The sequence below is a fragment of the Staphylococcus muscae genome, assembly GCF_003019275.1.
GTDB classification, from domain to species: domain Bacteria; phylum Bacillota; class Bacilli; order Staphylococcales; family Staphylococcaceae; genus Staphylococcus; species Staphylococcus muscae.
In genome coordinates, this window is sequence record NZ_CP027848.1 from 1,064,047 (window position 1) to 1,083,243 (window position 19,197).

The 19,197-nt window shown below is 36.6% G+C and carries 33 protein-coding genes and 1 pseudogene; all 34 read right to left on the reverse strand.

Going from position 1 to position 19,197, the window contains the following annotated elements:
- Window positions 1–237 precede the first annotated feature (237 nt).
- Window positions 238–312: pseudogene (rpsI, locus tag C7J88_RS05310) on the reverse strand (30S ribosomal protein S9); the annotation flags it as partial.
- Window positions 313–548: 236 nt separating this feature from the next.
- Complete coding sequence (locus C7J88_RS05315) at window positions 549–1,238, reverse strand: ATP-binding protein (protein WP_095117595.1); 690 nt, start codon at window positions 1,236–1,238, stop codon at window positions 549–551.
- Between the two features lie 50 nt (window positions 1,239–1,288).
- On the reverse strand, window positions 1,289–1,750 hold the full coding sequence (locus C7J88_RS05320) for an AlbA family DNA-binding domain-containing protein (RefSeq protein WP_095117596.1): 462 nt from the start codon (window positions 1,748–1,750) through the stop codon (window positions 1,289–1,291).
- Between the two features lie 770 nt (window positions 1,751–2,520).
- On the reverse strand, window positions 2,521–2,913 hold the full coding sequence (gene rpsI / locus C7J88_RS05325; RefSeq protein ID WP_229709397.1) for a 30S ribosomal protein S9: 393 nt from the start codon (window positions 2,911–2,913) through the stop codon (window positions 2,521–2,523).
- 19 nt (window positions 2,914–2,932) lie between these two features.
- Window positions 2,933–3,370 (reverse strand): 50S ribosomal protein L13, encoded by a 438-nt coding sequence (gene rplM / locus C7J88_RS05330; RefSeq protein ID WP_095117598.1) that lies wholly within the window; start codon window positions 3,368–3,370, stop codon window positions 2,933–2,935.
- Window positions 3,371–3,559: 189 nt separating this feature from the next.
- Complete coding sequence (gene truA / locus C7J88_RS05335) at window positions 3,560–4,366, reverse strand: tRNA pseudouridine(38-40) synthase TruA (protein WP_095117599.1); 807 nt, start codon at window positions 4,364–4,366, stop codon at window positions 3,560–3,562.
- Between the two features lie 15 nt (window positions 4,367–4,381).
- The gene (locus C7J88_RS05340) at window positions 4,382–5,185 is read right to left on the reverse strand and encodes an energy-coupling factor transporter transmembrane component T family protein (RefSeq protein WP_095117600.1); all 804 of its coding nucleotides are present in this window, start codon (window positions 5,183–5,185) and stop codon (window positions 4,382–4,384) included.
- A complete protein-coding gene (locus C7J88_RS05345; protein ID WP_095117601.1) occupies window positions 5,175–6,041 on the reverse strand; it encodes an energy-coupling factor transporter ATPase in 867 nt (288 codons plus the stop codon). The genes C7J88_RS05340 and C7J88_RS05345 overlap by 11 nt, the downstream gene beginning before the upstream one ends.
- Window positions 6,038–6,847: an energy-coupling factor transporter ATPase gene (locus C7J88_RS05350; RefSeq protein WP_095117602.1), complete on the reverse strand. Its 810-nt coding sequence runs from the start codon at window positions 6,845–6,847 to the stop codon at window positions 6,038–6,040. Before C7J88_RS05350 ends, C7J88_RS05345 begins: the two co-directional genes overlap by 4 nt.
- Window positions 6,848–7,222: 375 nt before the next feature.
- Complete coding sequence (gene rplQ, locus C7J88_RS05355) at window positions 7,223–7,591, reverse strand: 50S ribosomal protein L17 (protein ID WP_037567144.1); 369 nt, start codon at window positions 7,589–7,591, stop codon at window positions 7,223–7,225.
- A gap of 16 nt (window positions 7,592–7,607) precedes the next feature.
- Window positions 7,608–8,552 carry a DNA-directed RNA polymerase subunit alpha gene (locus tag C7J88_RS05360; RefSeq protein ID WP_095117603.1) on the reverse strand — a complete coding sequence of 315 codons (945 nt, stop codon included), beginning with the start codon at window positions 8,550–8,552 and terminating at the stop codon, window positions 7,608–7,610.
- 74 nt (window positions 8,553–8,626) lie between these two features.
- Complete coding sequence (rpsK, locus tag C7J88_RS05365; protein ID WP_014613235.1) at window positions 8,627–9,016, reverse strand: 30S ribosomal protein S11; 390 nt, start codon at window positions 9,014–9,016, stop codon at window positions 8,627–8,629.
- Between the two features lie 24 nt (window positions 9,017–9,040).
- Window positions 9,041–9,406: a 30S ribosomal protein S13 gene (rpsM, locus tag C7J88_RS05370; protein ID WP_095117604.1), complete on the reverse strand. Its 366-nt coding sequence runs from the start codon at window positions 9,404–9,406 to the stop codon at window positions 9,041–9,043.
- A gap of 22 nt (window positions 9,407–9,428) precedes the next feature.
- On the reverse strand, window positions 9,429–9,542 hold the full coding sequence (gene rpmJ, locus C7J88_RS05375; RefSeq protein ID WP_002509257.1) for a 50S ribosomal protein L36: 114 nt from the start codon (window positions 9,540–9,542) through the stop codon (window positions 9,429–9,431).
- Between the two features lie 32 nt (window positions 9,543–9,574).
- Entirely contained in the window at window positions 9,575–9,793 is a 219-nt protein-coding gene (gene infA / locus C7J88_RS05380; protein ID WP_001118443.1) for a translation initiation factor IF-1, read from the reverse strand.
- Window positions 9,794–9,955: 162 nt separating this feature from the next.
- Window positions 9,956–10,606 (reverse strand): adenylate kinase, encoded by a 651-nt coding sequence (locus C7J88_RS05385; protein WP_095117605.1) that lies wholly within the window; start codon window positions 10,604–10,606, stop codon window positions 9,956–9,958.
- Between the two features lie 18 nt (window positions 10,607–10,624).
- Complete coding sequence (secY, locus tag C7J88_RS05390; protein WP_095117606.1) at window positions 10,625–11,917, reverse strand: preprotein translocase subunit SecY; 1,293 nt, start codon at window positions 11,915–11,917, stop codon at window positions 10,625–10,627.
- Window positions 11,917–12,357: a 50S ribosomal protein L15 gene (gene rplO / locus C7J88_RS05395; RefSeq protein ID WP_095117607.1), complete on the reverse strand. Its 441-nt coding sequence runs from the start codon at window positions 12,355–12,357 to the stop codon at window positions 11,917–11,919. The genes secY and rplO overlap by 1 nt, the downstream gene beginning before the upstream one ends.
- A gap of 16 nt (window positions 12,358–12,373) precedes the next feature.
- Window positions 12,374–12,553, reverse strand: a complete 180-nt coding sequence (gene rpmD, locus C7J88_RS05400; protein ID WP_095117608.1) for a 50S ribosomal protein L30 — start codon at window positions 12,551–12,553, stop codon at window positions 12,374–12,376.
- 15 nt (window positions 12,554–12,568) lie between these two features.
- Window positions 12,569–13,069, reverse strand: a complete 501-nt coding sequence (rpsE, locus tag C7J88_RS05405; RefSeq protein ID WP_095117609.1) for a 30S ribosomal protein S5 — start codon at window positions 13,067–13,069, stop codon at window positions 12,569–12,571.
- A gap of 20 nt (window positions 13,070–13,089) precedes the next feature.
- On the reverse strand, window positions 13,090–13,449 hold the full coding sequence (gene rplR, locus C7J88_RS05410; RefSeq protein WP_095117610.1) for a 50S ribosomal protein L18: 360 nt from the start codon (window positions 13,447–13,449) through the stop codon (window positions 13,090–13,092).
- A 30-nt stretch (window positions 13,450–13,479) separates the two neighbouring features.
- Complete coding sequence (gene rplF, locus C7J88_RS05415; protein WP_095117611.1) at window positions 13,480–14,016, reverse strand: 50S ribosomal protein L6; 537 nt, start codon at window positions 14,014–14,016, stop codon at window positions 13,480–13,482.
- Between the two features lie 28 nt (window positions 14,017–14,044).
- Window positions 14,045–14,443 carry a 30S ribosomal protein S8 gene (gene rpsH, locus C7J88_RS05420; protein WP_095117612.1) on the reverse strand — a complete coding sequence of 133 codons (399 nt, stop codon included), beginning with the start codon at window positions 14,441–14,443 and terminating at the stop codon, window positions 14,045–14,047.
- A gap of 32 nt (window positions 14,444–14,475) precedes the next feature.
- Window positions 14,476–14,661 (reverse strand): type Z 30S ribosomal protein S14, encoded by a 186-nt coding sequence (locus tag C7J88_RS05425; RefSeq protein WP_095117613.1) that lies wholly within the window; start codon window positions 14,659–14,661, stop codon window positions 14,476–14,478.
- A 21-nt stretch (window positions 14,662–14,682) separates the two neighbouring features.
- A complete protein-coding gene (gene rplE / locus C7J88_RS05430) occupies window positions 14,683–15,222 on the reverse strand; it encodes a 50S ribosomal protein L5 (RefSeq protein WP_044359552.1) in 540 nt (179 codons plus the stop codon).
- Between the two features lie 24 nt (window positions 15,223–15,246).
- Complete coding sequence (gene rplX / locus C7J88_RS05435) at window positions 15,247–15,564, reverse strand: 50S ribosomal protein L24 (protein WP_095117614.1); 318 nt, start codon at window positions 15,562–15,564, stop codon at window positions 15,247–15,249.
- A gap of 39 nt (window positions 15,565–15,603) precedes the next feature.
- Entirely contained in the window at window positions 15,604–15,972 is a 369-nt protein-coding gene (gene rplN / locus C7J88_RS05440) for a 50S ribosomal protein L14 (RefSeq protein ID WP_095117615.1), read from the reverse strand.
- Between the two features lie 30 nt (window positions 15,973–16,002).
- Window positions 16,003–16,266, reverse strand: coding sequence for a 30S ribosomal protein S17 (gene rpsQ / locus C7J88_RS05445; protein WP_000004086.1), 264 nt, complete (start codon window positions 16,264–16,266; stop codon window positions 16,003–16,005).
- A gap of 24 nt (window positions 16,267–16,290) precedes the next feature.
- Window positions 16,291–16,500, reverse strand: coding sequence for a 50S ribosomal protein L29 (gene rpmC, locus C7J88_RS05450; protein WP_014613220.1), 210 nt, complete (start codon window positions 16,498–16,500; stop codon window positions 16,291–16,293).
- The gene (gene rplP / locus C7J88_RS05455; protein WP_095117616.1) at window positions 16,490–16,924 is read right to left on the reverse strand and encodes a 50S ribosomal protein L16; all 435 of its coding nucleotides are present in this window, start codon (window positions 16,922–16,924) and stop codon (window positions 16,490–16,492) included. Before rplP ends, rpmC begins: the two co-directional genes overlap by 11 nt.
- A gap of 2 nt (window positions 16,925–16,926) precedes the next feature.
- The gene (gene rpsC, locus C7J88_RS05460; RefSeq protein ID WP_044359571.1) at window positions 16,927–17,580 is read right to left on the reverse strand and encodes a 30S ribosomal protein S3; all 654 of its coding nucleotides are present in this window, start codon (window positions 17,578–17,580) and stop codon (window positions 16,927–16,929) included.
- A 24-nt stretch (window positions 17,581–17,604) separates the two neighbouring features.
- On the reverse strand, window positions 17,605–17,958 hold the full coding sequence (gene rplV, locus C7J88_RS05465; RefSeq protein ID WP_016426354.1) for a 50S ribosomal protein L22: 354 nt from the start codon (window positions 17,956–17,958) through the stop codon (window positions 17,605–17,607).
- A gap of 32 nt (window positions 17,959–17,990) precedes the next feature.
- The gene (gene rpsS / locus C7J88_RS05470; protein WP_044359572.1) at window positions 17,991–18,269 is read right to left on the reverse strand and encodes a 30S ribosomal protein S19; all 279 of its coding nucleotides are present in this window, start codon (window positions 18,267–18,269) and stop codon (window positions 17,991–17,993) included.
- Window positions 18,270–18,333: 64 nt separating this feature from the next.
- Complete coding sequence (gene rplB, locus C7J88_RS05475; protein ID WP_095117617.1) at window positions 18,334–19,167, reverse strand: 50S ribosomal protein L2; 834 nt, start codon at window positions 19,165–19,167, stop codon at window positions 18,334–18,336.
- Between the last annotated feature and the right edge of the window lie 30 nt (window positions 19,168–19,197).

Sequence of the window (19,197 nt, forward strand, 5' to 3'; positions counted from 1 at the left end):
TGCTAATTTTTTATTGGATAAATATTCTACAATTTCTGATTTCATATATTTTGAACTTGGCATTGTTGTTTAATAGCCATCTCACATACAAATAAAAACTTCTACTGTTTTTCAAACTATCAATACATTATTTAAACAAAAAGGGATACAGCATATTATGCCATCCCACCACAAAAGATGAAGTCACAAAAAAAGCACTCCCCAACATAAGATTGGAAAGTGCTTGTATAAACGATATTAACGTTTTGAGAATTGTGGTGAACGACGTGCAGCTTTAAGACCTGGTTTTTTACGTTCAAAAACTATAGGATCTCATATAGTTGTATAGACTGTCGTACACATTGATATTAAAGGATTTCTGTTTTTTCGATTGAATAGAATTGTATCAAATATCACTCAGCGGTAACTAAATAAACTGTAGGTCAGTGTTAAATACTCTGGTATCGTCCGGTTATCGTCCGGTTATTGTCCGGTCATAAATATATTGATTTATCAATGTTTATATGTATATTAATAATTTATCGTCCGGTTATCACTTGATGAATTTATTAGTTTCTAATCAAATAATATCTAGTGCCTGGACCTCTACCTTTAGATCCGATAATCTCTAACTTCTTCAGTTTAGCAATTAACTCAGATGTATAACTTTTTTGAAGTCCCATTGCTTCTTGAATTTCTTGTCTACTCGCTAACTTACCATCTGATAGAAATTCTACAATCTCTGTCAGTTTCTGATTAGTAGGTATTTTATTTAACTTATAATTTTTGTTAAATAATACTACTGTGAAAAGATTATCTGTTGCTATCAAAATAGGTTGTTTATTAAAACCTTTATATAATGAAAAGATTCTTCTTATTCCTGAACCATAGTTTTCAATATAATCCATTTTATCCATTGCATTGATTAATATTGGATTACGTTTAGCATTTGCACCTCTTTTGATGTCTTCAATCGTCAATCCGTCTGGTAAAGAACCTGGTGAAGAAATCTCAATTCTATCATCGTATATTTCTATCTTAATATCTGATGTCATTAGATAGTCTCTATGGGTAAATGCATTCATCAATGCTTCACGAATTGCATCTTGAGGATAAGAGAATGATTCAATTCTTCTCCCGTTACTACCAAAAGTAATCTCATTTTTATTAATCAAACGTAAATAGTTCAAAATTTCTTCTATTTGCTTCACAATCGAACCTGAAAACTTTTTCTTATCTTTAAAAGTTAACGTATCCATACCATCGAAAACAGCTAATTTCGATATATATGGATTTTGATCACTTAAAATTAGCCCTGCATTATTATAATACTCATTTCTCCATCAAATGAATTAGCAATATGCCTATTCATCATTCTTCTAACTTCTTCGTCGCTCGCTTTCCTCTTAGAACTTCCTGTACGTATGTATATTCCTTTAGAATTAAATCCATCACCGTCAGTATAGTAATATGGTTTATTTACTCCTGCACTAACTGATATTTTAAATGGGATTTCATTTGGTTCAATCATTACAAGACCAGTGACTTCGGGTCGAAATGCAGTTGCAATCCAATTCATTAATGTTTCTTCCCATTCTTTATATAATTTTTTTCGGTGCGCTTCACTTTCATATATAATAGGATCTCCATTATCATCTACGCCTAAAAATATTGTACCACCATTATTACTGTTTAAAAATGAGACTATTTCTGCTTTCATTTGTTGTGGTTTGGGCATACATTCCTTATATTCCGTGTTATAACTCTCCATAATTTCACCACCACTTTTTATTATCAATATTATTATATCAAATGTTTTATGGAGATATTAATTATGACCTTTGAAGCAAGATCATATTTTTTAATTACAAATAATGTAGAGAATTGAAAAAATAGAAGACATATTTGGAATGACAACTATTTATATGAAAAAATAACAGACATACCTAAAAATACATGTGCAGATTTGGTCTTAAATGAATTAGAAAAAATTGATCAATGTGTGAGGTGCTCCTAGATAATATAAGAATAATGTTATCTGATGATGCAGAAGGACTTCTTATATTTAAAGGAAACAACATATCTTTATACTTAACTTTTGAGAATGTTGAACAAACTAAAAAAGCATACAACCATTTACCATTAAAATTTCTACCTACTGTGATCTCTGCTGACTTTTCATCATTCGTTGTTACTATGACGATTAAGTCGCTGATGAGGCCTCCTCGGATATGAGTAATCACTTTCCACTAACGTCACTGCCTCATTTACTATATAGAACTCGGATAGTATCAGACTTTGTCTTGTTTTGTTATACCAACCTATCCATTCTAAACTTTATATGATATTTCCGTTCGTCAGTGCGAGTGTTTGCGTCCGACTTTCTTCAGATTCCACTTCGCAATGGACACCCTTGTCTTTCACTAACAGTTCCTACTACCAAGCCTGTAACGGACTTTCACCGTCAAGTTATTACTCATGCCGGGCTCACAAAAAAAGCACTCCCCAACATAAGATTGGAAAGTGCTTGTATAAACGATATTAACGTTTTGAGAATTGTGGTGAACGACGTGCAGCTTTAAGACCTGGTTTTTTACGTTCTTTCATACGTGGGTCACGTGTTAAGAGACCAGCGCGTTTTAATGAACCTCTGTACTCAGGATCTGCTTCTAATAATGCACGTGCGATACCGTGACGGATAGCTTGTGCTTGTCCAGTGAAACCACCACCGTGAACGTTAACTAAAACATCATAGTTACCTTTAGTTTCTGTAACGTCGAATGGTTGGTTTAAGTCTAAGATTAATGATTCGAATGGTAAGTAGTCACGTACATCTTTACCGTTAACTGTGATGTTACCTTCACCTGGTACTAAACGTACACGTGCTACTGAGTGTTTACGACGGCCTGTGCCTTTATATTCAACTTGTGCCAATGTAATTTCCTCCTTCTAATTAACCACGTAACTCGTAGTTTTCTGGTTGTTGTGCAGCGTGTGGATGTTCAGCGCCACCATAGACAAATAATTTTTTACCTTGTTTTTCACCTAAACGTGAACTTGGTAACATACCTTTGATTGATTTTTCTAATAAACGCTCTGGGTTAGTTGCTCTTAATTCACCAGCAGTGATTGATTTTAAACCACCTGGGTGATTTGAGTGACGGTAGTAAATTTTGTCAGTTTCTTTTTTACCAGTGAATTGGATTTTTGAAGCGTTGATGATGATTACATAGTCACCTGTATCAACGTGTGGTGTGTAAGTTACTTTATTTTTACCGCGTAAGATAGACGCTACTTCTGATGATAAACGACCTAAAGTTTGTCCTTCAGCATCAATAACGTACCATTTGCGTTCAATGTTTGATTCGTTAGCCATGAAAGTTTGACGCATAATTGAGTCCTCCTAAAAATAGATGTTTCTTTTTAAATTCAATCAGTAAACGATTGTTGTTTCCGTTGACTGTTCTCTTCCTGCTTCTATATCTTGTAACACAATAAGTTTCCGGGGCTTATCGTGGGGTGGATATAAAACAATACCGTTAACTATGATATAATTTATAAGCCCAAATGTCAATTGCTTTTAAGAATTTTGCGTGGATTTTTTATAGTGAATTTTAATTCCTTCACCAAAATCCGCTTGTAACGCTTCTGGACTTAAGTATACCTTTTCTAAATACAAGCCTTCTGAAGGTGCTGTATGTGGAACAAGATTGCGATCTTTTGCTTCAAGTAATTTTGGGACGTCTGCTGCTTCTCGCTTTCCTTTTCCTACTTCCAATATATACGCCATGATAACACGTACCATATTATATAAGAAACCAGACCCTGTTATCACAAAGTCTAAACCTTCTGCTGTCTGTTCTACGCGACTTTCGTATATTGTCCGCTCTTTACTTTCCACCTCAGTTTTTTGAGAACAAAAAGATGTAAAATCATGTGTTCCAATAAAATGTTGTGCTGCTTCATTCATTGCCACAATATCCAATGGATTCGATTCAAACGTCTTCAATTGTGATAAGAAAGGATTACGATGTTCTGATTGATAGACCGAATAGCGATAGGTTTTACCTACACAATCATAACGACAATGAAAGTTGTCATCAACAAACTGTACATCATGAACGTAGATGTCATCTGGAAGGCTTCTATTCAACGCATACTGCCATTTTGTTGGCTCAATATTCAACTCCGTATCAAAATGAAAATACTGTTCTTTTGCGTGCACGCCGCGATCTGTACGGCTCGACGGGTGGATGCGTACAGGTTGTTTATGCATACGCTTTAGTATTTTCTCAAAATATCCTTGAACTGTGCGCCCTTGATTTTGAATTTGAAAGCCTAAAAATTGTCCCCCATGATAACTAATTTTTACTAAAATTCTTGGCATCACTTTAAATCCTCTCTATATAATATAACGAATCGTCAAAGAGACAGCGGCAATCGGAATAATACAGAATAATGCGACTGTATCTTGCAATTGCCATTCGAGACGTCGATAACTTGTGCGCTCTGCATTCGCATCGTATCCACGTACTTCCATCGCAATAGCGAGTTCTTCTGCACGCTGAAATGCTGAAATGAACAATGGAATAAATAATGGAACAAATGCTTTAATTCTCGACATTAAAGAACCGCTCGCAAATGCTGCGCCCCGTGATTTTTGTGCATTAATAATCTTATCAAGTTCTTCCATCAAAGTTGGAATAAAACGCAGTGCAATCGCCATCATCATGCTTAATGCTGCTACTGGGATTTTCAAATATCTCAACGGCTTGAATAATCGATCAAAGGCATCTGTCAAATCAAGCGGACTTGTCGTCAATGTCAAGATGGTTGAAATAATCATGATATATGATAACCGTAAAACAATCAACAGTCCTTCTTGCAATCCGTGTGAATCAATTGAAATAATCCCCCACTCAAACAGCCGTACCCCGCCTTTTGTTAAAAATAGGTGCATCAACAACGTTAAACTTAAAAACACAAATAGTGGTAACAATCCCTTTAGTAAAAACCACAAGGGGATACGTCCCAATCTTAAAAAAACATATAGAACGAAGCCAAGCCATATATATGCTAACCAGTCATGACTGAAGAAAATGACAATAATAAATAAAAAAACAAACAAAAATTTACTGCGTGGATCTAGACGATGTAATACTGAATCCAAAGGTAAATAACGACCAATAATCAACTTATCTTTCATGTTCGTCCCTCCACCTTTTATACATCTCTACAAACTGCTCTTCTGTCATCGCTAATTGATTAAATTGTATATACAATCGAGATTCTATATCTCGTTGTAGCTGCACAATATCAGGTAATTCAAGATGTAATGATTGTACGTACTCAGTATCTCTAAACAGCTTCTCAGGTGGCTGGCTATTCATTACACGCCCTTTTGACATCACTTTCACTTCATCTGCATACATCGCTACATCGTTCATATCATGGGTTACAAGAATAATGGTTTTGTGCTCTTTAAGCTGTATTTCTTTAAATAAATGCATCACTTGTCTTTTACTCTTAGGATCCAAGCCAGCCGTTGGTTCATCTAAGACAAGGATGTCTGGATCCATTGCCAGAATAGCAACGATTGCCACTTTACGCATCTGCCCACCTGAGAGCAGAAATGGTGACTGTTTCATCATTTGTTCTGCATCAAGGTTGAGTTTTTCTAATAACGTCACTGCTTTTTGACGTGCTTTCGTTAAATCTAAACCAAAGTTTTTGGGACCAAACAATATTTCATGTTCCACTGTTTGTTCAAACAATTGAGATTCTGGAAATTGAAATACCATGCCAATACGTTTTCTCACTTCATGTAAGGCCTTATCTTTTGTTTTTCGTGTGACAGGTACATCTAATATTTGTAATTTGCCACGACTTGGCTTGAGCAGTCCGTTCAAATGCTGTATCAGCGTTGACTTGCCAGAGCCTGTTTTGCCAATAATAGCGTAATAACGACCTTGTTCAAATGAAGTTGTCACAAGATTGAGTGCCTGAAATTCATAAGGGGTGCGTTGTTGATAAGTATAAGAAACATCGTGAAATTCTATCATGTCAAACACTCCAATAATTCATCATATGTTAAAAAGCCCTTTTGTAGATCTAACAATTGCGCTACACGCATCTCAAAGGGCATATCAAGCCCGTATGCCACTAAAGTATCTGCGTGAGCAAATATATCATCCACTGTACCAGATAACGCCACAGACCCTTTATTTAAGACAATAACCTTATCTGATGTGACTACCTCAGATAAATCATGTGTAATAGATAACACAGTCATCCCCTGTTCTTGATTGAGGTATTGAATCATCGACATAATATCTTTCTTACCTTCAGGATCAAGCATAGATGTCGCTTCATCCAATATAATGAGCTTTGGTTGTAGGGCAAGAACCCCTGCAATGGCTACACGCTGTTTTTGTCCACCTGATAAAGCAGTCGGCTCATAGTTTTTTTTATCTTTCATATCAACATCCTTCAAGACTCGTGAGACAATTTGATGCATTTTCTCATATGAAACTTGTCTATTTTCTAACCCAAACGCAACATCATATTTTACGGTTGAACCTACAAATTGATTGTCAGGATTTTGAAATACAAAACCAATATGGTGATGAAAAGCTGATAAAGATGTGCTTTTGATCGTTTGATTTTCAATTTTAATATCACCATCAAATGTGTTCTCAACACCTGCAATGAGTTTTGCCAATGTAGACTTACCAGAGCCATTATGACCAACAATCGAAACCCATTCGCCTTCCTTCACAGTAAAGCTAATATTTTTCAATATGTGTTCGGTTTCTTCATCATATCGGAATGAAACATTTTGTATTTTTAGTAATGGTTCTGTTGACATACGATTGGCTCCTTTATTTGATGAAATAAAAATGTAACTCTAAAATAGCACTGGATAGCATGATAGATAGTTGTGCCTTTTGAACATTTATCTAATTGTGACATATCAGTTACAATAACATACCATTTCATTTTACCTAAAAAAATAACACCTGTACAACCTTAGAATGCACACAACGCAAATAAGACCTGCACAATGGCAGGTCTTAAACGATGATACTAAGTATATGCATAAAAAAGCGCGCACCCCATCCTATTGAGATCACGCTATATCTGCAATATTTAGTTGGATGGGATGCTCTGAGCTAGACAATATTTGTATGTGGCAAACATTATCGTTGCACTCATTTGCTTTAAATGTAGTAGTGTGTATTGATTATACTAATTCGATAATTACTGTTAAAGCGCCGTCACCTTTACGAGGTGCAACTTTAACGATACGAGTGTAACCACCTTGACGTTCTTGATAACGTTCAGCGATTTCACCGAATAATTTTTGTAAAGCTGTTTGTGTTGTTTCATCTTCGTTTAAGATTTCAACGTTACGTAATGTTTTAGCGGCATTACGACGAGAAGCTAAATCACCTTTTTTACCTAAAGTAATTAATTTTTCAACAACACTGCGAAGTTCTTTCGCACGCGCTTCAGTAGTTTCGATACGTTCGTTAACGATTAATGAAGTTGCTAAATCGCGTAACATTGCTTTACGTTGATCTGACGTACGACCTAATTTTCTGTAACCCATGAGTTAACCTCCTTTATCAATCTTCTTTTCTTAGGCCTAAACCTAAGTCTTCTAATTTGTGTTTTACTTCTTCAAGAGACTTTCGACCTAAGTTACGAACTTTCATCATATCAGCCTCTGATTTGTCAGCGAGTTCTTGTACTGAGTTGATACCCGCACGTTTCAGACAGTTATAAGAACGTACAGATAAGTCTAATTCTTCAATAGACATTTCAAGTACTTTTTCTTTTTGATCTTCTTCTTTTTCAATCATGATTTCTGCATTTTGTGCTTCGTCAGTTAAACCAACAAAGATATTTAAATGCTCAGTCATAATTTTCGCAGCTAAAGAAACTGATTCTTGTGGTGTGATTGAACCATCTGTCCATACATCTAATGTTAATTTATCAAAGTCTGAACTTTGACCAACACGTGTATTTTCAACTGTGTAGTTCACACGCTCAACTGGTGAGTATAAAGAATCAACAGGGATAACACCAATAGGCATATCGCTTGAATTGTTTTGGTCTGCTAAAGCATATCCGCGTCCTTTATTTGCAACTAAACGTAGTTTGAAGTGACCACCTTTAGAAACTGTTGCAATTTTAAGGTCTGGGTTCAAGATCTCAACATCACTGTCATGTGTGATATCTTTTGCAGTGACTTCGCCTTCTTCTTTAACATCGATTTCTAGTGTTTTCTCTTCTTCAGAATAAATTTTAAGCGCTAGCTTTTTAATATTCATTACAATTGTTGAAACGTCTTCTACAACGTTATCGATTGCTGAGAATTCATGTAAAACACCTTCGATTTCGATATATTTCACAGCCGCACCTGGTAATGATGATAGTAGGATACGACGTAAGGAGTTTCCTAGTGTAGTACCGTAACCACGTTCTAGTGGTTCAACAACGAACTTACCGAACTTAGCATCATCACTAACTTCAATTGTTTCAATTCTAGGTTTCTCAATTTCAATCATTTACATATCCTCCTTAAATACGTCGATTTGTATAAAATATAAACTTTTTAACCATGTGACAAAGTAAATTAAAATTATACGCGACGACGTTTTGGTGGACGGCAACCATTGTGAGGTACTGGAGTAACGTCTTTAATCGCTGTTACTTCTAAACCAGCTGATTGTAACGCACGGATCGCTGATTCACGACCTGGTCCAGGTCCTTTTACAGTTACTTCAACTGATTTTAAACCGTGTTCCATTGCAGCTTTTGAAGCTGTTTCTGATGCCATTTGTGCTGCGAATGGTGTAGATTTTTTAGAACCTTTAAAACCAAGCGCACCTGCAGATGACCATGATAAAGCATTACCGAATTCATCTGTAATAGTTACAATTGTATTGTTAAATGTAGAACGGATATGTGCTACACCATTTTCAATATTCTTTTTCACTCTACGTTTACGTGATACTTGTTTACGTGCCATAGTACTATTTGCCTCCTTTACCTATTATTTTTTCTTGTTAGCAACAGTTTTAACTGGGCCTTTACGCGTACGCGCATTGTTTTTTGTTTTTTGACCATTTACTGGTAAACCACGACGGTGACGGATACCACGGTATGATGAGATTTCCATTAAACGTTTGATGTTTAAGTTAGTTTCACGGCGTAAGTCACCTTCAACTTTATAACCATCAACAACTTCACGAATACGACCTAACTCATCATCAGTTAAATCTTTTACACGTGTATCTTCTGAAACGTTCGCTTCTGAAAGAATTTTTTGTGCTGTTGCTTTACCGATACCGTAGACATATGTTAATGAAATTACTACGCGCTTATCACGTGGGATATCAATTCCTGCAATACGTGCCATTATATTTACACCTCTCTTTTAATTAACCTTGTTTTTGTTTGTGTTTAGGGTTTTCACAAATTACCATTACTTTACCTTTACGTTTAATGACTTTACATTTTTCGCAAATAGGTTTCACTGATGGTCTTACTTTCATTTTTTATACCTCCTTCAATGATGGAGTGACAATTATTTATAACGATATGTGATTCTGCCGCGTGTTAAATCATACGGAGACATTTCAACTGTTACTTTATCGCCAGGTAGAATACGAATATAGTTCATGCGAATCTTACCACTTACATGTGCAAGAATCTCATGGCCATTTTCTAATTCTACTTTAAACATTGCATTTGGTAAAGTATCAAGTACTGTACCTTCAAGTTCGATTACGTCTTGTTTCGCCATTGATTAACTCCTCCTTTTCAGTTGTAAGGATTCTAGAATATCAACTCGATTATAGTAGCCTGGATTTCACTTCAAAATCATCATTATCATTAATGTCACATAATTTGTTTCAACTAATTTATTACTAACGACTTCTTAAAAGCGAATTGCATCCAAGTCGTTCTATTTAAGTGATTCTAAAATTTGGATTACATCCTCTGAAACAGCATCGATTTGTTTAGATCCGTCAATATTTTTCAATACACCTTGTTGACCGTAGAAATCTAAAATCGGTTTAGATTGTTTGATATTGACATTCAAACGATTCGCAACTGTTTCTGGGTTGTCATCTTCACGTTGGTAAAGCTTACCACCATCAAGATCACAAACACCTTCAACCTTAGGAGGATTGAAAACAAGATGATATGTTGTCCCACATGTTTCACAAATGCGACGTCCAGTAAGACGATTCATCAACTCTTCTTCAGGAACCTCGATGTTAACAACTGCGTCGATTTCTCTACCTAGTTCTTCTAAAATTGAATTAAGCGCTTCAGCTTGTTCAATTGTTCGAGGAAATCCATCTAGTAAGAATCCTTTTTTTGCATCATCTTCTGAAATGCGTTCTTTTACAATTCCTACTGTAACTTCATCTGGTACAAGTTCACCGCGATCCATGTATGACTTAGCTTCTTTTCCAAGTTCAGTTTCGTCTTTAATTGCTTTTCTGAACATATCCCCTGTTGAAATGTGAGGGATTGGATATTTTTTAACTATTTCACTCGCTTGTGTCCCTTTACCAGCACCAGGTAATCCCATTAAAATAATGTTCATACTATGCCCTCCTAAAAATTAACGTCTACCAAAGCCTTTATACTCTCTTTCATTCACTTGTGCTTCTAAGCTCTTCATCGTTTCGATTGCTACACCGATAACGATTAGTAAGCTTGTACCACCCACTTGAATGGATTGTGGTAAGTTCATAAATTTCGTTGCAATAATTGGTAAGATCGCAATGACTGCTAAGAAAATAGATCCTACAAACGTTAAGCGATATAAGACTTTCGTAATATATTTTTTAGTATTAATGCCCGGTCTAATACCCGGAACATAACTACCTTGCTTCTTCAGGTTATCTGCCATTTTTTCAGGGTTAACTTGAACAAATGCATAGAAATATGTGAATGCAATGATCAAAATAACATATACAATCATTCCCACACTGTGAGATGGATCTGCATAAGTCGCAACTGACTTCGCCCAATCTGCTTTAGGGAAAAACAATGTCAAAGTTCTTGGTAATAAGAAGAATGCCATTGCAAAAATGACTGGAATAACCCCTGCAGAGTTTACTTTCAAAGGTAAATACGTTGCTTGTGAACCGAGTTGCATTTTGGATTGTTTCTTTGCATATTGAATCGGTATTTTACGAATCGCTTGTAGTACATAAACTGCACCAACTGTTAAAAGAATCATACCTATTACAAGGCCTGCTACTTTTAACCAAGCTAATGTCACATCATCTTGCCCGATGAATTCTTGTTGATAGAATTGAATCAAGGCTGATGGAAGTGAAGATAAGATACCTGCAAAGATAATGATAGAAATACCATTACCAACACCATATTGCGTGATTTGTTCACCTAACCACATTAAAAATGCAGTTCCTGTTGTTAAAACAATTGCAATTAATAGATATGACCATACGCTTTGGTTTTTAATAAGTGCACCATCCAAATATGTGTTGAATTGGAATGACATCCCTATTGATTGAATGAAGGCAAGAATAATTGTGAAGTAACGTGTAAAAGTACTGATCTTTTTACGTCCAGTTTCACCTTGTTTTGCCCATTCAGTAAACTTAGGCACTATATCCATTTGTAACAATTGCATAACGATAGAAGCTGTGATGTAAGGCATAATCCCCATAGCAAAGATAGAAAAGTTCTTCAAGGCACCGCCACCAAACGTGTTTAACAAGTCAGTGACGCCTTGAGAACCTCGTTGATTATCAAAAGCTGCTGGATCTACACCAGGTGCTGGAATATACGTACCTATTTTGAAAATTACTAACATTGCAAGAGTAAAAAGTATCTTGTTTCTTACTTCTTTAGTTTTAAAGAAGTTTACAAGCGTATGAAACATTAGATCACCTCGTGTGCTCCGCCTTTCGCTTCAATTGCTTCTTGGGCTGCAGCTGAGAATTTATGTGCTTTTACAGTTAATTTTTTCTCTAATGAACCATTACCTAAAACTTTAATACCAGATTTTTCGTTTTTAACAACGCCTGTTTCAATTAATAACTCAGGTGTTACCTCAGTACCATCTTCAAATTTGTTAAGTTGGTCTAAGTTAACAATTGCGTATTCTTTACGGTTGATGTTAGTGAAACCACGTTTTGGAATACGGCGGAATAATGGTAATTGACCACCTTCGAAACCTGGTCTTACGCCACCACCTGAACGGGCTTTTTGACCTTTTTGACCGCGACCACTAGTTTTACCGTTACCAGTACCAGCACCACGACCTACGCGGTTACGTACTTTACGTGAACCTTCTGATGGTTTTAATTCATGTAATTTCATTTCGGCACCTCCTTGATTATTTTTCTTCTACTGTTACTAAGTGACTTACTTTGTTGATTTGTCCACGAATTGCATCGTTGTCTTCAACAACAACAGAAGAATTCATTTTTTTAAGACCTAATGCTTCAACTGTTTTACGTTGTGTTTCTGGACGACCGATAACACTTCGAGTGAGGGTAATTTGAATTTTAGCCATTTATCTGTTCCCTCCTTAATTGTATAATTCTTCTACTGATTTACCACGTAAACGGGCAACATCTTCAGCATTTTTTAAGTTTTGTAAACCGTCGATTGTAGCACGTACCATGTTAATTGGTGTGTTAGAACCTAATGACTTACTTAAGATATCAGTGATACCTGCAAGCTCAAGTACGGCACGAACTGGACCACCTGCGATAACACCTGTACCAGGTGCAGCTGGTTTCATTAAAACACTTCCTGAACCGAAACGTCCAGTAATTGTGTGAGGAGTAGTTCCGTCAACACGGTGAACTGTGATAAGGTTCTTTTTCGCAGCTTCAACTGCTTTTTTGATTGCTTCTGGTACCTCTTGTGCTTTACCAGTACCGAAACCAACGCGGCCATTTTTGTCACCTACTACTACTAATGCTGTGAAACGGAAACGACGTCCACCTTTAACAACTTTCGCAACACGGTTAATCGTAACAACGCGTTCTTCAAATTCTTTAACTTCTTCTTCTCTACGAGCCATTGAGTTGTCCCTCCTTTAAATTAAAATTGAAGTCCATTTTCGCGAGCTGCATCTGCTAATGCTTTTACACGTCCGTGGAATAAGTATCCTCCACGATCAAATACAACTGCTTCGATTCCTTTTTCAGTCGCTTTTTTAGCGATTGCTTCACCAACTTGAGTTGCTAATTCAACTTTAGTTGCTGATGCATCTACGCCACTGTCTTTAGAAGACGCTTGCGCTAATGTTACGCCTTTAGTGTCATCAATGATTTGTGCATAGATATGTTTATTAGAACGATATACGTTAAGACGTGGTCTTTCGCTAGTACCTGACAATTTCGTACGAACACGTGCATGTCTTTTTAAACGTACTTTGTTTTTATCAATTTTGCTGATCATGTCAATACTCCTTTCTTTAGAGTTTATTTATTATTTACCAGTTTTACCTTCTTTACGGCGAACATATTCACCTTGGTAACGAATACCTTTACCTTTATAAGGTTCTGGTGGACGAACGTCACGAATTTTTGATGCTGTTGCACCTACTAATTCTTTGTCGATACCTTCAACTTTGACAGTCGTATTTTTTTCTACTGAGAAAGTAATACCTTCAGCAGCTTCGAATTCAACAGGATGAGAATAACCAACGTTTAATACAAGTTTAGAACCTTGTACTTGTGCACGGTAACCAACACCGATAAGTTCTAATGTTTTTTCGTATCCTTTAGATACACCTTGCACCATATTATTGATTAACGCACGAGTTGTACCATGAACAGTTCTGTGTTCTTTAGAATCTGATGGTCTTACAACTTCAAGTGTGTTTTCTTCTTGTTTATAAGTCATTTCTGGGTTTAAAGTTCGTGATAATTCACCTTTAGGTCCTTTAACGGCAACTGTATTACCATCGATAGTTACAGTAACGTCGCTAGGGATCTCGATAATTTTTTTACCAACACGGCTCATGCTATGGCACCTCCTTATTTATTTTATATTACCAAACGTATGCTAATACTTCTCCACCAACATTACGTTTTCTAGCTTCTCTGTCAGTGATTACACCTTCAGAAGTAGATACTAAAGCGATACCAAGACCATTTAATACTTTTGGCATTTCGCTAGCTTTAGCATAAACGCGTAAACCTGGTTTAGAAATACGTTTTAAGCCTGTAATAACACGCTCGTTGTTTGAACCATATTTTAAGAATATGCGGATAACACCTTGTTTATCATCTTCGATATATTCTACATTTTTGATGAAACCTTCACTTTTAAGGATTTCAGCAATTTCTTTTTTAATGTTTGATGCAGGTAACTCTAATTTTTCATGGCGTACCATGTTTGCGTTTCTTACGCGAGTTAACATATCTGCAATTGGATCTGACAATGTCATAGTTTGTTGCCTCCTTTCAAGAGTTTAATATTTTACCAGCTAGCTTTACGTACGCCAGGAATATGACCTTTGTAAGCTAATTCACGGAAACAAATACGGCAAAGTTTGAATTTACGATATACAGAGTGTGGACGACCACAGCGTTCACAGCGTGTATATTCACGGACTTGGAACTTTTGTTTACGTTGTTGCTTAGCAACCATTGATTTTTTAGCCACTTAATTAGCCTCCTTCAGAGATTATTTTTGAAATGGCATACCGAATTGTGTTAACAATTCACGAGCTTCCTCGTCAGTGTTAGCAGTCGTTACGATAACGATATCCATTCCACGTACTTTTGATACTTTATCATAGTCAATCTCAGGGAAAATTAATTGCTCTTTAACACCTAATGTGTAGTTACCGCGACCGTCAAATGCATTTTTTGAAACACCACGGAAGTCACGTACACGTGGAAGTGAAACAGAAATTAATTTATCTAAGAATTCATACATTCTTTCACCACGTAATGTTACTTTGGCACCAATTGGCATACCTTCACGTAAACGGAATGTCGCAACTGATTTTTTAGCTTTTGTGATTAATGGTTTTTGACCAGTGATTGCTGTTAATTCTTCAACAGCTGTGTCCAATACTTTAGAGTTTTGAACTGCATCACCAACACCCATGTTCACAACGATTTTGTCAATTTTAGGTACTTGCATTACTGAACTATAATTGAATTTTTTAACTAAGTTCTCTGTAACTTCTGAGTTAAATTTTTCTTTTAAACGATTCAAAGTGGATCCTCCTTTCAACAATTATTATTTATTAGACTTGATTTCTTCGCCAGATTTTTTTGCGATACGAACTTTTTTACCGTCAACAAATTTGTAGCCTACACGTGTAGGTTCGTTTGTTTTAGGGTCTAATACTTGTACGTTAGAAACGTGAATAGCAGCTTCAGTTTCTAAGATTCCACCTTCAGGATTGAATTGTGTAGGTTTTTGGTGTTTTTTGATCATGTTCACACCTTCAACTACAACACGGTCTTTTTTAGGTTGAGTTTCTACAACTTTACCAGTTTTACCTTTGTCTTTACCTGCGATAACGATAACGTTGTCACCTTTTTTGATATGCATGTGGGCACCTCCTTGAATTTGTTTATATGATTTCGCTAATTAAAGTACTTCTGGTGCAAGGGAAACGATTTTCATAAAGTTTCCATCACGTAATTCACGTGCAACAGGTCCAAAAATACGTGTACCACGTGGGCCTTTGTCATCACGGATTACAACACATGCATTTTCGTCAAATTTGATGTATGAACCGTCTTTACGACGTACACCTGATTTTGTACGTACGATAACAGCTTTAACAACATCACCCTTCTTAACAACGCCACCAGGTGTAGCATTTTTAACAGTTGCTACGATGACATCACCGATGTTCGCTGTTTTACGGCCAGATCCACCTAATACTTTGATTGTAAGAACTTCACGAGCACCAGAGTTATCTGCTACTTTTAAGCGTGTTTCTTGTTGGATCATGATTATACCTCCCTTATCTTTAAATAGTCATTAAATAATTACTGATTCTTCGACAATTTCTACTAAACGGAAACGTTTTGTCGCTGATAAAGGACGCGTTTCTTGAATCTTAACGATATCTCCTAATTTAGCTGAATTGTTTTCATCATGTGTTTTATATTTTTTTGAGTATTTAACACGTTTACCATATAGTTTGTGTGTTTTGTAAGTTTCAACTAAAACAGTGATTGTTTTGTCCATTTTATCTGAAACAACTTTACCAACGTAAACTTTACGATCATTTCTTTCGCTCACTTTAGTAACCTCCTCTTTCAACTATTATTGGTTTGCTTTACCTTGTTCTAATTCTCTTTCACGTGCAACAGTTTTTAGACGTGCGATCGTTTTTCTTACAGTTTTGATACGAGCAGTCTCTTCTAATTGACCTGTAGCTAATTGAAAGCGTAGGTTAAAAAGCTCTTCTTTTGAAGATTTGATTTGTTCTTCGATTTCTGAAGTGGTTAAGTCTCTAATTTCCTTAGCTTTCATTTAATTCACCACCCAATTCTTCACGTTTTACAAACTTCGTTTTAACTGGAAGTTTGTGGCTTGCTAAACGTAGTGCTTCACGCGCAACTTCTTCAGATACGCCTGCTACTTCGAATAATACTCTACCTGGTTTTACAACTGCGATCCAGCCTTCAACCGCACCTTTACCAGCACCCATACGTACTTCTAAAGGTTTTTGTGTATATGGTGTATGAGGGAAGATTTTAATCCAAACTTTCCCGCCACGTTTCATGTAACGTGTCATAGCGATACGAGCTGATTCGATTTGACGAGATGTAATCCAAGATGTTGTAGTTGCTTGAAGACCATACTCACCGAATGTTACAAAGTTACCGCCTTTTGAACGACCTTTTGTGTCAGGACGATGTTGACGACGATATTTTACACGCTTTGGTAGTAACATAATTATTTTCCTCCTTCACTATTTTTCTTAGTAGGAAGAACTTCACCACGATAAATCCATACTTTAACACCTAACTTACCGTAAGTAGTGTCTGCTTCAGCATGTGCGTAATCAATGTCAGCACGTAATGTATGAAGTGGTACAGTTCCTTCTGAATATTGTTCAGCACGCGCGATGTCAGCGCCACCTAAACGACCTGATACTTGAGTTTTGATACCTTTTGCACCAAGTTTCATTGCTCTTCCGATAGCTTGTTTTTGAACACGACGGAATGAAGCACGGTTTTCTAATTGACGTGCGATATTTTCAGCTACTAAACGTGCATCAAGATCTACTTTCTTGATTTCTACAACGTTGATGTGAACTTTTTTATCAGTCAATTGGTTTAATTTGTTGCGAAGTTTTTCGATTTCTGAACCGCCTTTACCAATTACCATACCTGGTTTACCAGTGTGAATTGCGATATTGATGCGGTTAGCAGCACGCTCGATCTCAACATGAGATACTGATGCGTCTTTTAATGCTTTATCAATAAATTTACGAATTTTTAAGTCTTCGTGTAAAAGTGATGCGAAGTCTTTCTCAGCATACCATTTAGCTTCCCAGTCACGAATTACACCAACACGAAGTCCGATTGGATTAATTTTTTGACCCACAATGTTCCCTCCTTAATGATTTGATTAAGCTTCTTGAGCTTCTTCTTTACCATCACTTACAACGATTGTAATGTGGCTTGTTCTTTTGTTAATTGCACTTGCACGCCCTTGAGCACGTGGACGGAAACGTTTTAAAGTTGGTCCTTCGTTAGCATATGCTTCTTTAACAACTAATTCGTCAGTGTTCATACCATAGTTGTGCTCAGCATTAGCTAAAGCGGACATTAATAATTTTTCTACTACTGGAGAAGAGGCTTTGTTTGTTAATTTTAAAATAGCTACTGCTTCTCTTACGTCTTTACCTCTGATTAGATCTAATACTAATCGTACTTTACGAGGTGCGATTCTGATAGTTCTAGCAACCGCTTTTGCTTCCATTCGTATTTCCTCCTTTACTTATTAGAAATGGTTTATCTTCTTGTTTTCTTGTCGTCTGCAGCGTGACCTTTGAACGTACGTGTTGGAGCAAATTCACCTAATTTGTGACCAACCATATCTTCAGTTACGTATACAGGTACGTGTTTGCGTCCATCGTATACTGCGAATGTGTGTCCAATAAAGTTTGGGAAAATTGTTGAACGACGTGACCAAGTTTTGATTACTTGTTTCTTTTGACTATCACCTTGAGCTTCAACTTTTTTCATTAAATGCTCATCGACGAAAGGTCCCTTTTTAATACTACGAGCCATAATGGCGCCTCCTTTCTTATTATGTGCGTGCAGCGATTACGCCGCACACCCAAATAAGCTATTTTTATTTTTTCTTACGTCCACGTACGATAAGTTTATCTGAACGTTTCTTACCACGACGTGTTTTCTTACCAAGAGTTGGTTTACCCCATGGTGACATTGGAGATGGACGTCCGATTGGCGCACGGCCTTCACCACCACCGTGTGGGTGATCGTTAGGGTTCATTACAGAACCACGAACTGTTGGTCTCTTACCTAACCATCTTGATTTACCGGCTTTACCGACATTTACAAGTTCGTGTTGGAGGTTACCAACTTGTCCTACTGTTGCACGGCAAGTTGAAAGAATCATACGAACTTCACCAGAACGAAGTCTTACAAGAACGTATTTACCTTCTTTACCTAATACTTGTGCGCTTGCACCAGCAGAACGTGCGATTTGGCCACCACGGCCTGGTTTTAATTCGATATTATGAATAACTGTACCTACTGGAATGTCTTTTAATTGAAGTGCGTTACCAACTTTGATGTCAGCTTCTGAACCACTTTCAACGATTTGACCTACTTCTAATCCTTTAGGTGCGATGATGTAGCGTTTTTCACCATCTGCATATACGATTAAAGCAATATTTGCTGATCTGTTTGGATCATATTGAATTGAATCAACTTTACCAGCGATTCCGTCTTTATTACGTTTGAAATCAATCACACGGTATTGACGTTTGTGTCCACCACCGTGATGGCGTACAGTCAATTTACCTTGGTTGTTACGACCCGCTTTTTTCGGTAGCGGTTGTAATAATGACTTTTCAGGTTTTGACTCTGTAATTTCAGAGAAATCTAATGTAGTCATATTACGACGACCATTAGTAATTGGCTTATAATGTTTAAGAGCCATTGTCGTTTACCTCCTTAATGGTAATGGGAA